The following is a 13,269-nucleotide window of genomic DNA, read 5'->3' as shown; positions in this document are numbered from 1 at the left end:
ATCTATCACATTTCTTCTAATATGTTAGCAGGCACTTTGGTTAAATAAAGTGCAGGTTCATCTTGTGCATCACATGAGTATAAAACGTATTTATTATCAGGTGAAAACGATGGATGAGGATGAGTAACTTGACGATCGCCATCTAAAACTCGCCATGTACTATTATGTTTAACCAATTTATGTGCTGTTTTTGTTTTAGGTGCTAAAATATAAAGCCATGGATCATTTTCAATTTTGTAACCACTGGTATCAATTACGTCAACTGGACTACCTGTTCCATCTCCAATATAAAGCGTGCCATCAAAATTACTCATTAAGTGTGAACAAGCTGGCATCTCCATAATTTCTTTATCTTCGTTGGTCACAGGATTATAAAGGCGAATATAACGTTCTTGTTGTCCTTTCATATAAGACACATAAGCAAGACCTGATCCATCTGGAACCCAAAATTCATGAGTACAACTCTCACCAGGTAAATTATCATGGGCTTTTCGTTCATTTTTACCATCACGATCGACCAACCAAATTCTTGCATCAACTAAATCATGAGGCCCTTCATGGCAAAATGCGATAGTTTTATCATCAAAAGGTCTAAAGATAGGATGTCCTAACCATACATTTTGATCAATTACTGTTTTAGCTACGCTTGTTTCAATATCAATCTTGATTAAACGACAGTGCGGGTTTTTATTATAAAATGCTTTAAATATTGTCCAGTCGGTAAGTGGTGTCCAATCTTTTTTATCAATTTCAATACCAACAATTTCATTACAATCACTATTGGCAACCCATGTACCATAACCAACCCATTCATCTGGTACAGTATAAACATTTTTTTCTTCTAAAGTTTCAAGATTAACTTGTTGTAAATTGCGTTCATTTTTTACATAGTATAAAAATTTATCATCTGGCGATAAAAAACCACCAAAGGTATTATCACCAGGCCCTTCGGTTAGTTGTTTTGCTGTTTGGTTTTTAATATCAAGTAAATAATAGTTACGATTAGTGTCAAACTCACCAGCAAAAAGTAGCTTTTGGCCATCATTAGTAAAGCACTTTTGATAGAAATAATTGCGATGGCATAAAATACCTTCTGGCGTTAACCGAATAATTTCATTTTTTGAATCTTCATCAATAAATGATGAATATGATAGCCTTACGATATTTCCCTTTGCCATATAAACTCCCAAAATATAAATATACAAACGTTTAAAAGATGTTCATTTATAAATATAGTAATATAAAAAGGTTAATCATTTTGTGACTTTCATCACATTGCAATAAATTTATTAAAACATCGTTTTATTTTACTTAAAAAAATTGATATATTTTTTTGCAAGTTTATAATAAAACTAAAATGTACTAATAACCAATTACAACACTTTTATGTAATTAGTTATTATTTCAATCAAAATAGAGGGAAATTATGAAAATAGCACTAATGAACGAATTTAGCCAAGCAGCTAAAAATCCAATTATTTTAAATGAATTAAAAAACGCAACAGAGAAATATGGACATACGGTTTTTAATGTTGGCATGGATGGTGACAATGATAAAAAATTAACTTATGTTCATTTAGGTATTATTAGCGCTATTTTATTAAACAGCAAAGCCGTTGATTTTGTTATCACAGGTTGTGGAACTGGGCAAGGTGCATTAATGGCATTAAATGCATTTCCTGGTGTTAACTGTGGTTATTGTATTGAACCTACTGATGCTTATCTATTTGCACAAGTGAATAATGGTAATGCTTTATCACTTGCTTTTGCTAAAGGCTTTGGTTGGGGCGCAGAACTTAATGCTCGTTATATTTTTGAAAAAGCGTTTGATGGCGAAAAAGGATTAGGTTATCCACCTGAGCGCCGTGAATCTCAAAATGCTAATGCTGTAATTTTAAATGATATGAAAAATGCAGCAGGAAAAAGTTTAATTGAAGCCTTGAAATCGATTGATCAATCATTACTTAAAGATGCAATCAAAGGCGAACGTTTCCAAAAATGTTTATTTGAAAACAGTCAAGATCCTGAGATTACAGATTTTATCAAAAGCTTACTAGCTTAATTTAGAATTAATCATTTACTGAATTCTACAATTTTTGTGTCATTTCAACTAAATTAATGAAATGGCACATTTCTCATTACTTCTTATAATCTCTTTATTTAATAAATTCAAATAGAGTGATATTAAATATCACTAGTATATTTAATTATTTCTTAGCAACAAATCTAAAAAAAAAATAATTATCGCGTAATAAAAATTGAGGAATTAGATTGGAAAAGGAAAATTTGAAGACAAAAAAAGCGCTAAGCCTGATTATTAGACTTAGCGCACTATTATTTAATTATATTGCTTGATTATTTTGCTTTATTTTTTTCGATTAAGATTTTTAACTCTTTTGGTAATACAATATTACCGTTTTCATCTCGAGTTATTTTAAATTCAACATTACTTTGCCATAATTCATCACTGGTCACTGATTTAAAATGTTTACTTTTAATCTGAGGCCCAAATGAATCTTTTATTGCTGATTCCCAGCTATCACGAATAGAATAGTTATTTTCAAACGTCACCTTTGGTTTTAAAAACGCATAAGGATTAGCTCGTAATATATAATTATATCTTGCACTATTAATCGAAATATTATTGTTCATTATATAAGAACCAGTATTAAAGTTATCAGTAAATCCATCCATATTATTATTTAATGAAATAGAATTGATAATTTTATGATTTACAGGTTGTCCTTCAGCACCTAATTTAAAGCCATTACCAATACTTCCTTTAGCAATATTAGGTTTAGAGAAAGGAAAACCATTTGAATAAGTGACTGAACTGTCAATTAATACTGGTTCATTTGGACCATCTTCAATTTTATTATAAAGATCAAACCCATCATCGGTATTATTATGCGCAATACATCCTCTAAATACATTTCCTTTACCAACACCTAATTTAGCTGCAAAGCCATCCGCATTTTTACCTGATTTATCCATATTATTATAAGAATCAGAGTTAAGAATTAAGTTATAAGATGGCCAATAAATTCTATTTTCGTTTTTATTTTTGGCTGATATTGCAAGCCCTGTATCACTGTTATTACGGGTAATAACTTGATCAATGACATTATGACTACCCGAAATTCTTAAATAGGCTGGCTTATTATCTTTATCATCAATATTTCCATCAAAAATAACGTGTTTAATAGACCAATAGTTGCTGTCTAACTTAAATGTGTTATTGATAAAAATGGCTTTATGTTTGTTAATTGCTTGTATCGTTTTTAATTTATCTGGTAAGCCACTTAATTGAGCTGGAAGAGTCATACCATCGTAATAACCATCCATTAAATGAATAACACCACTTGGGACAACGCTATTAACGGCTGTTTCAAAATCCACTGGTGATTGATTGGTACCTTTATTATCCTTTTTACCTTCTGGTGAAACGACAATATTAGATAAATCTTCAATCAATGATTGATTTAAATCTACTGTAAAGGTTTGTGTATTAGTTTCTCTTTTATCTTTAAACTCTACAGTAAAGACATTACTACCCTCTTTTAGCTGAGTTGGGAACTGTAATAATTTACCCGTTTGCGCCTTTAATTTTTTATTAATTTCTTTAACGGTTACTGTACCTGAAGTGTTTGGGAAAAACTGCAATGTATAATTTTTACTATATACATTTTGTGGTGATGATAAGGTTAAAGTTGGCTTAATATCCACAATAACTTCTGGTTTAACTGGCAATTTATCGTAGTTAACTTTCTCATCATTAAGCGTTAATTTAGAATTTTTAAATTCAACTTTTGCATTTCTAGATGCAAAAAAACCAACATAAATATTTTTATTATCTTGTTGATTCAAAAATCCTGAATAATCATTGGTTGCCCACTGTTTCTCTTCACCTGTTGCATTATTTTTCATCGATAAGATAAATTGATTATCCGTTCTTGTCATTGTTAAATGCATACTTTTAACATTAACATAGTTAACATTTTCAACATAACCAACTTTCTCAATTGATATACCTTCATTACCCCATGCTTTTTTTACGCCATCACGTACTAAGCCGGTTACTTTTATTAAATTATCATTCTTTTGATTTTGAGTGATTAATGCATTCATAATTACATTTGAAGCATTAGGAAACTCTTCGTAACCCGCTGGCTGCGGTTCACTTCTAGCAACGCCAATGGTATCACGAGCAAATAAACCAACCGCTTCTTGGGCAGCAGGAGTTTTACCATCCACTTCAGGTCCTATTTGCTCTAAGGTAACATCACTTTCTAATATGAAAGTTTGGTTAACCGGTAATTGGGTATAAAACACCACCATTCCATCATGTGAGTTAGCTATTTTACCGCCACGACTTTCTAAATAAAAATCAGAAGGTAATTGATAGGGTTGATTTGGAATTAAATACTCGTTTTGACCTGCTATCCAAGCATTATTGGTTCCCACTTTTTCTGGTTTAATAAGCGATGCAAAGTTCAAATCTGTTGATTGACCAAAGGCTATCGTTTTCCATTCTTGTGCAGAAGCCGCGCTAACATAAATCGTAGACAGACAAAGTATTGAAGTTAATATTTTTTTCATTATGGGTCCTAACATTTTTTATTACAAATTTTAAAGCTTTCCATTACCGACTAATTGATTGTAGTTATTACTAAACTGTTTGATATCATCCAAGTTATATTGATAAGGTACAGACCAATTCAAATTATCATCAAAATCACAAGAAGATAATTTCAATCTAGATTCATTAAATAAAGACTTATTATCTAGTAGGTTGTTACCTTTAAATTGTTTAGCTACTTTGCAGTGATCTTTCAAACCATCAATCATAAATTGATTATTTTCTGAAATAACACTACCTCTATAGCCTAAACCAATTGAATATTGATAAGGATAGGTTGTTTCTGATTTATTAACTGACCCTTTAAAAAGGTTGTTATACATATGGATTTTACCAAACCTAACTCGTGGAGCTCGTTGAGTAATATCAGAAAAAACATTGTGATGAAGTGTGATATTTAATTTATTTTCATCCTGTTGAGCATTTTTATCACTGTGCCCAATTAACATAGTTTTATCATGATTTTCAAATAAACAATAAGAGATAGTAATCAAATCGCTACCGCGCTTAATATCTAATAAACCATCATGTTGTACATATTTCCAGCCATCTTTTTCCTGATACATATCATCAGTAAATTTACCGTCAGTAAAAGTGACATGATCAATCCAAACATATGTTGAAGAAATAATATTAATACCATCCCATTCAGCATTCCAACCATCACCCTCTTCAAATTTTGGTGCAACATCAATTGGTGCTTCAATTTTTAAATTACGAACAATGATATTTTCTACATTAGATAAAATAATTGATCCATTGATAAAACCAGCATCTCCATCCACACCAATTAACGTAGTATTACTAGGAATTTTGATCAGGGAACGTGATTTTTGATCTTCAAAATTTTTATAAGGTTTATTTTCACTAATATCAATTACGCCTGATACTTGAATAATCCGTGGCTGATCTTTGTTGATCGTAATAGCATCAATAAGATCTTTCTTATTATTCACCAGAAAGATCATCTCTTTTTTGGCTTTAGAACCACCTGTTGTTCCACTGTTTGTTGCTGAATTGAATCCTCCAAAGCCATTTTCAGGTGCAACATCAAGAGCCTGTTTAACTTTTATTGGCGATGGTGATAATGCATAACTGTTAAAACTATATGAGTTAATTGCTAATGGAATTAACACAGCTATAAGTAGTTTTTTCATTTTAATTAATACCTTAATTTTTATTGATTAATTTTATTAAAATCAACAACTTCATCTTGTTTTAATTTAGGATCGTTGTTGATAGCTGTCGCGATAATTTTGGCTATAGCTTGTGCACCTTTTTCTTGAAAATGCGTAATATCAGGGTTACTAATCACGCCAGAAGTTTGATTTTTATAATAGGGGTATTTAGGATCATTAGGATCGATAACTAACCAGTAAGACTGCCAGTCATCTTTATGTTGATTAGCAAAGTCAATACTAAGTGATTCCAAATCAATTAAAGTTACTTGATTAACTTTAGCGGTATGTTTAATGGTATTGGAATAATCCCCCCAATAAGCAAAACCAGGTTTATTGGCGGTATAATGCATATGACTAACGGGATCATTACTCTGATTTTGATAAGCTGTTTTATTATTTTTATCTTTAAATCGAGTAACAGGTGTCATTAAAATGGGAGTCATCTCTAACTCTTTTGCTACAGCAAGGTAATCTTCCAGAGAAGATTGAAATGACATACTCTCTTGTTTTAATGGATACTGTTTTTGATTGTTATCATCATTAGGGTAAGTACACAAATTAGCAACATCTACTTGACCTCGTTTAGGATTGTTACCATCACATTTTTCATCATTATGCCCAAAACCAATGATCATATAATCGCCTTTTTTCATAAAAGGCTTCATCAAGTGAAACCAGCCTTCTGTTTTAAAACTACGACTTGAACGACCAGATTGCGAGCCATTAATGACAATGGCATCAGCCTTATCATTAATAAACTGATCAAAAACTTGCCCCCATCCCATTCTTGGATAAACTTTTTTATCGTAATTAGAGGCGGTCGAATCTCCCAAAATGAAAATACGTTTTTTAGCGTTCATATTTTCTTTTTGTTGTTTAACAGCTTGTTGATAATCAAAAGGTGAATCTTGGCTTATTGGTCTAAAACGCATATCAAGTAATACAGTTTCGCTTATTTGACCTGTTGCTGAATGATATCCTCGATTAAATAACATAACATCAAGTAAATCTTTTGTTTTTGGACTATTCGTCGTAATTGGATCAAAAGAGTTATCCTCAATACCTATTTGAAGCAATGCTTTATCAAATAACAGATGAAATTTATTATAAGTTTTCTTTAATAAATCATCTTTCATTAGAGTAGGTAATGGATTATCAACAAATTTTTCAGGACCAATAAGATTAATTTGCTTAGCCAGCTCACTGGTTAAATAATCAGTTAACGGATTAATATTAACCGTATTTTTTTCATCTTGTTGTAATGTATATACATATGAAAACAGACAATTACCATTACAAAATTGATCACCATGCGCTTTACGTTCTAGCGAATTTTTGTTGGTAAAAACAATCAGTGGTGGTGTAAGATTTGATACATCTTGCCAATAAAACCCATCATTGTTGGTGGTTGTTTGTAAAACTTTATTATTAGCATCACGAATAATCACGGATGAGTCTATTGGTTTATTTGCATAAGCATAACCTTGTATTATTGTATTTGCTGATACTTGATTAATTGAAATTCCAACTAATAAAAGTCCAAAAAAGGTTTTCTTCATCATCTTTTCACCACTAACTGTTTTTCCTAACTTTTTTATTAACTAAAATTAAAATAAATATGATAATCCTAGGACTAATTTAGTTTCCCTTGAGTCAGAATGGACACTTTTAGCCACATCTTCTGCAGCAAAATTTACTTGCCAAGCTTTCGTTACTTGCCAATTTATATCTAACTCTTGCTGATAATCATGTCGTTTATCATTTTGTAATACATAGTTCCCTTTTAAGTATGAAAAGCGATAACCAATGTTCCAATCAGGAGATAGGTTAATATCCGTTCCAACATCAAAGCGATTACGTGATCGGTTATCGACATAGCCTTGAACACTATCTTCGCGTTTGCTTCTTGAAACTTTACGATATTCAAATCGATATTGGCTATAAAACGATAGATCATCGCTTTGTAACCAAGTCAATTTTAATGCTGGAGAATAACGCACACCTGGACGTTGTGAATCACTAACATCACCCAACTGGTAATGAGGTAAATTTTCTAAACTTTTAGCTTTATAACCACCACCAGAATAGAATCTAACTTCGATATTTGGTGTCAGAACCCATTGATCAGCTAAATGGAAGTTATAACCGCCATAGATTTGATAATGACTTGAAACAAGATCGTCAAATAATATTCTATTTTTTATTTGGTTATAGGTATTTAAACTAAAACCGATATAGCCTTTTTTATCAAAATCAGCATATAAACCAAAACTATCACCATGATAATGAGAACTTAAACCATAATGATGTGCATATTTGAAATAGGTTTTGTAAGAAAAATCGGAGTCTTTACTATTTGATTGATCAAAAGCATAATTGAAACCAACTTTAAATTTAGCTTGCCTTGTGTCAGTGGCTTTATTTTTTGACACATCGGAAATAGAAAAATAAGGGCGAAATAATTTTGAATAATTGTAGGTTATTTTAAATTCTTGTTCATAATCATTTTTTTTGTTGTTATAAGCAATATATTTATTCTTTTCAAATGTCCCGTTAGAAAATTTATAAGAATTATTAGTAAAATCACCAAGGTAATAATTAAAGGTATAAGCAAGATTAAATGCTTCAAATCCAGAATAGTTCAATGCCCAATCAAAGCGGTGTCTACCACTATTACTTGTAGCTTTATATTTAACTTGCTGGCCAGATACTTTTGCTGTTTTGTAGCGTTCAGCTTGAGATATTTTTTTCCATTCATAGCGATAACGTATACTGCTTGACCAATCACTATTAAATTTATAACTGTATTTTAAACCTGGCTGATATAGAACTAAATCTTTACTAAATCCTAATTCTAATGCTGGAATTATCGATCCCCATCCATTATCAAGAGTGATATTTTTTTGAATAACAACACCACCTGATCCACCATACATATCATCATATAAAACATCACGTTTGTTTCCTCCACCTTCAGTAACACCAAATTTGAATTCATATTGCCAGTTATTATCGGTTTTATGAATTAGTTTAATTGTGTCGCCATGAATTCTATCCATTGATTTCCAGTTATGTTCATATTGAAAAACTGTTTGACCAGAACCAGCAAAGCTACAGATAGGAAAAGTAGATAGAAACATTAAAAGCGGTATTTTTTTTAATTTAAAATTACTCATTATTGTTTTCCTATTTTTTAAAATGCTGTTTTATATTTTTTATTATTTTATTAATATTTTCTGTTAATAAGATCACAATTTAAAAAAACAGTTCTAAAAAAACAATAACTTCATGATATTTATCATTTTATTTTTTTATATTATTTATATGGTAATTTTTCACATTAACTAAATTGTTACCAAAATCACATTTCTAAAAAAAATTTTGAAATAAACTTGTATAAATTAAATATTATTTTAATAATATTTTTAAAACAGTATTTCATAATTATTGAGGAAAAGAGATTTATGGCTGATAATCAGAAAAAAATAACCTTACTAACTCGATTTTCGTATGGTAGTGGTAATTTAATAGGAAGTGGTGCACTAGCAATCAGTGCTGCTTGGTTATTATACTTTTATACAACATTTTGCGGACTTTCGGCAATTCAAGCAACATTAATTTTTTCAATTGCTACTTATTTAGATGTTATTTTAAATCCATTAATGGGATTTATTACTGACAATTTTAACCATACTAAGCTTGGGCGTCGATTTGGGCGTCGTCGGTTTTTCATCTTATTTGCCATCCCATGTATGATTATTTACCCATTACTTTGGCTTGATGGAATGAATTTCTGGTACTACTTAACGACCTATATTTTATTTGAATTCATCTATACCATGATTATGATCCCATATAATACTTTACCAGTAGAGATGACTAAAAACTTTGATCAACGTACCTACTTAGCTGGTTCAAAAGCAATGTTTGGTAAAGTTGCTAACTTCTTAGCCGCTGCTATCCCTGGCGTATTTTTCTATTTATTTGATGGCAAAGACTCACCATTACCATTTTTATTAACTGGTATAACTTACGCATCTATCATGGCAGTTGCACTCATTTTACTTTACTTAAACAGTTGGGAAAAATCAGTTGATGAAATTGAAGATGAAACAACTTCTGGTCTTAAGGAAAGCATTGTTAAATTATTTTCCGATGTCTTTTCAACCTTCCGTTTAAAAACCTTTAGAAACCACTTGGGTATGTATCTATTTGGCTTTGGTGCTGAATGGCTATTTGCTGCAACATTTACCTATTTCGTTGTATTTAACTTAGGTCAACCAAAAACTTTTGTTTCGCAAATGAACAGTTTAAGCAGTATTTGCCAATTAATTTCAACTGCTTTCTTCATGGCTTGGTGTGTAAAACGTGGATTTAAAAAACCATTTGTCATTGCCATATTAATCGTAATATCTTCAGTAATCGGTTATATCGGTGTCTACTACCTTAATATGCCTCATGTTACTTGGATTGTTATTGGTATTACTATTTGGTTTGGTTTAGGAACAGGTGGTGTCTATTATATTCCTTGGAGTGTCTACACATTCTTAGCAGATATCGATGAAGTACTAACAGGCAGACGTCGTGAAGGTATTTATGCTGGAGCAATGACCATGGCAGGTAAATTGATGCGTGCAACAATTGTCTTTGTCTTAGGTATTGTATTGAAATACTCTGGTTTTGTATCTGGTGTAGATGCGGTTCAACCAGAAAGTGCAATTACTGCAATTAACTCAGTGTTAGTCTTTGGTGTGTGTGGAATGGCATTGTTAGGTATTTTCTTCACATATCGTATGAAACTAGACAAATCAACTCATGCACTTATTATTCAAGAGCTTGATAGATTAAAAAATGGTGGTAAAAAAGAAGATGCAACACCAGAAATAAGAAGCTTAGTTAAAGAATTAACAGGTTTTGATTATGATAACTGTTTTGGTAACAATAACGTTGGTTTTAAACAACATCAATAAAAATAAATAAAAATAATAATATAGTCAATTATAAATCATCTAATCTAACCAATTAGATGATTTTTTTATATTCTAAATTAATCCAAATTTTTCTAGTGCTTTAGCAATACCATCATTATTATTAGTATCTGTTATATATTCAGCTTTGTCTTTTAACCCATCAACTGCATTTCCCATAGCTATTGGATGATCAACAGTAAGAAACATTTCTAAATCATTCATACCATCACCAAAGGCATAAGTTGGCACATCATCAAACCCTTTCATTTTTAAAAGTTCCTTAATACCTCTACCTTTTGATCCACCATGATTAAAAACATCAACACAATAAGGAGTATTACGAATAAAAGTTAATTCAGGAAACAACTCACGATAAGCCGATTCACCTTGTTCACAAAGTAATAGCAACATCTGAATAGGTTCTTTTAAATAGATTTCATCATCAACAGGAGGAACATCTTGTTTTAAATGATGATAAAATTTTTGTGCTGGTTCACCGTTTTCACTAACCCGCATTGCTTTGTAATTATAGAAAGACAAAGGAATATTCGTTTTTTCTCTTGAAAATTCATATAACCGAGTGATTATATTTTTATCAATATTATTGGTAAATATGACCTCTTTTTCATAAATAACGACTTGTCCATTCATCCCTATAATAGAATTTAAGTTTTTTTCTTTCATTAAATCAACAACTTCAAGCGGGTTTCTACCTGTTGCAATCATAGGTATCATATTATTTTGTTTAAGTTTTTTTATTGCATCATAAGAACTCGGTAAAAGCTCTATATTACTATTAAATAAAGTACCATCTAAGTCAAAAAAAACGATAGCTTCAGGTTTTTTAGTCATATTACAAATCCAAAATATTTTTAATAAAAGGAATAGTTAATTTACGTTGTTGAGCTAATGTTGCTACCTCAAATTTCTCTAATAGTGAAAATAGAGTTCGCATATCACGATTTACACGTTTTAATAAAAATAACCCAACTTCTGTTGATAGTTCAAACCCACTTAATTGAGCTCTTAGCTGTAAAGCTTTAAGTTTATCATCATCACTTAATTCTTTTAATTGGTAAACTTGCCCCCAAGACAATCTAGAAACCAAATCAGGTAAGATAAAAGGGATCTGTTTAGGTGGAGCACTTGCAGTAATTAATAACTTAGTAATGTTCTTTTCTGTTAATCGATTAAATAAATCGAAAATAGCCTCTTCCCAATCTCTATGGCCTGCTATAGCATCAATATCATCTAAACATACTAAATCATAATTATCTAATCCCTGTAAAATTTCTGGTACCAAATGATAATACTGTTTTAAAGGAATATAACTGGCTAACTTATTTTGACTTGATGCATGTAATAGATGAGTACGGCCAGAAACCGTTGTTGACCATATATAAAAGACACTAAAACTTTCTTTACCCAATAAGGTTTGCAAAGAATCAAACAATAATTGATTATCACCTACATAAAAACTATCAAAAGTTTCATTATTAGGTAATGAAAAAGGTAAAGGTAGCTGTGAAAGAGTAATAAAGAAACCTCACAATAAAAAACAAATAGCGTTAAGTATAAATTTGCTTTTATAAAAATCAATCACTTTTATAGAAAAGTAAATAAGATCCTATAAATATCTATAAAATATTCAATTTTAAAGCAACTAAATACTGTATAAACTTTCTAAGTTACAAAGTTAAATAATTAAATATACAATTTGTATTAGTATAAAATTAATCACACTATCATTATTTATTATATAATAAAATGATTTATGCTTATTTACATAAAAATATTTTGAGCAGTTCAAATATCACTACACCATTTTCATCATGTAAATTTTTATAATAAATAATTTAAGCACTAATACTTTTTTATATTATTATAAACGAACTTTAATATATCATAAAATCATTGAATTAATCTGAGCTATATTTTCTGATCTAAAAGTAGTTTCAGAGCTTAAAAAAGTAAGAAAGATTTTCAAAGATCCTACCTGTTAATTTGATCCATATATCAACATTTTAAAAATAGATCATATTGTGAGTGTAAAATTAACCCAATAAAAAGCTAAAAATTAAGCAAACAAATTTATTTTTTGTGGATAACTCTGTGGCAAAACCAGATCATAAGCTGTGATAAGCATATTAACAACCTAAAAAAATAAATTCACTGTGGATAAGTAAGATATTTATAAACAATCTTAAACAAGAAAAGATCGGATCAATTAACAGAGTTAATTATTAAATAACCTATTATAAAATAATTAGAAATAAAAGTTATCAACAAAAATGATCCACCGTAATAGTAATAAAAATAAAAAGATCATATAAAAGATCTTATTTAATTTAGATCGCGATCAAAATAGATCATTTGACGTAATAAAAAAGATGAGTAAAATTCCTTACGCTAAATAAACCAAATAACTTGATCAAAAATAATTGATCACCTATATGTAAAATAACAAACGAGGCTTTTT

Annotated in this window: 9 protein-coding genes; 2 read left to right on the top strand and 7 right to left on the bottom strand. The window is 30.1% G+C overall.

The window, feature by feature from the left end:
• Nucleotides 1-5: 5 nt before the first annotated feature.
• Nucleotides 6-1,178, bottom strand: coding sequence for an oligogalacturonate lyase family protein (locus tag GAPWK_RS00045; protein ID WP_025314266.1), 1,173 nt, complete (start codon nucleotides 1,176-1,178; stop codon nucleotides 6-8).
• Between the two features lie 248 nt (nucleotides 1,179-1,426).
• Here GAPWK_RS00045 and GAPWK_RS00040 point away from each other — a divergent pair, with 248 nt between their 5' ends.
• Nucleotides 1,427-2,062, top strand: a complete 636-nt coding sequence (locus GAPWK_RS00040) for an RpiB/LacA/LacB family sugar-phosphate isomerase (protein WP_025314265.1) — start codon at nucleotides 1,427-1,429, stop codon at nucleotides 2,060-2,062.
• Between the two features lie 293 nt (nucleotides 2,063-2,355).
• Here the strand turns inward: GAPWK_RS00040 and GAPWK_RS00035 are convergent, their stop codons facing one another.
• The 4 genes from GAPWK_RS00035 to GAPWK_RS14055 are packed head-to-tail and all read right to left on the bottom strand — an operon-like array spanning nucleotide 2,356 to nucleotide 8,996.
• On the bottom strand, nucleotides 2,356-4,599 hold the full coding sequence (locus GAPWK_RS00035; RefSeq protein WP_025314264.1) for a right-handed parallel beta-helix repeat-containing protein: 2,244 nt from the start codon (nucleotides 4,597-4,599) through the stop codon (nucleotides 2,356-2,358).
• A 30-nt stretch (nucleotides 4,600-4,629) separates the two neighbouring features.
• Entirely contained in the window at nucleotides 4,630-5,796 is a 1,167-nt protein-coding gene (locus GAPWK_RS00030; protein ID WP_025314263.1) for a pectate lyase family protein, read from the bottom strand.
• Nucleotides 5,797-5,816: 20 nt separating this feature from the next.
• Complete coding sequence (locus GAPWK_RS00025; protein ID WP_238551131.1) at nucleotides 5,817-7,379, bottom strand: SGNH/GDSL hydrolase family protein; 1,563 nt, start codon at nucleotides 7,377-7,379, stop codon at nucleotides 5,817-5,819.
• A 48-nt stretch (nucleotides 7,380-7,427) separates the two neighbouring features.
• Nucleotides 7,428-8,996: an oligogalacturonate-specific porin KdgM family protein gene (locus GAPWK_RS14055; protein ID WP_025314261.1), complete on the bottom strand. Its 1,569-nt coding sequence runs from the start codon at nucleotides 8,994-8,996 to the stop codon at nucleotides 7,428-7,430.
• Nucleotides 8,997-9,284: 288 nt separating this feature from the next.
• Here GAPWK_RS14055 and GAPWK_RS00015 point away from each other — a divergent pair, with 288 nt between their 5' ends.
• The gene (locus GAPWK_RS00015; protein WP_025314260.1) at nucleotides 9,285-10,790 is read left to right on the top strand and encodes an MFS transporter; all 1,506 of its coding nucleotides are present in this window, start codon (nucleotides 9,285-9,287) and stop codon (nucleotides 10,788-10,790) included.
• 72 nt (nucleotides 10,791-10,862) lie between these two features.
• On the opposite strand, the gene GAPWK_RS00010 is transcribed toward GAPWK_RS00015, so the two are convergent.
• Together GAPWK_RS00010 and hda are read right to left on the bottom strand one after the other, a co-directional pair.
• Nucleotides 10,863-11,642: a Cof-type HAD-IIB family hydrolase gene (locus GAPWK_RS00010; RefSeq protein WP_025314259.1), complete on the bottom strand. Its 780-nt coding sequence runs from the start codon at nucleotides 11,640-11,642 to the stop codon at nucleotides 10,863-10,865.
• A gap of 1 nt (nucleotide 11,643) precedes the next feature.
• The gene (gene hda / locus GAPWK_RS00005) at nucleotides 11,644-12,327 is read right to left on the bottom strand and encodes a DnaA inactivator Hda (protein WP_038516941.1); all 684 of its coding nucleotides are present in this window, start codon (nucleotides 12,325-12,327) and stop codon (nucleotides 11,644-11,646) included.
• Nucleotides 12,328-13,269 lie beyond the last annotated feature (942 nt).

The sequence above is a fragment of the Gilliamella apicola genome, assembly GCF_000599985.1.
GTDB classification, from domain to species: Bacteria; Pseudomonadota; Gammaproteobacteria; order Enterobacterales; family Orbaceae; genus Gilliamella; species Gilliamella apicola.
This window is presented reverse-complemented; position numbering and strand designations above follow the sequence as displayed.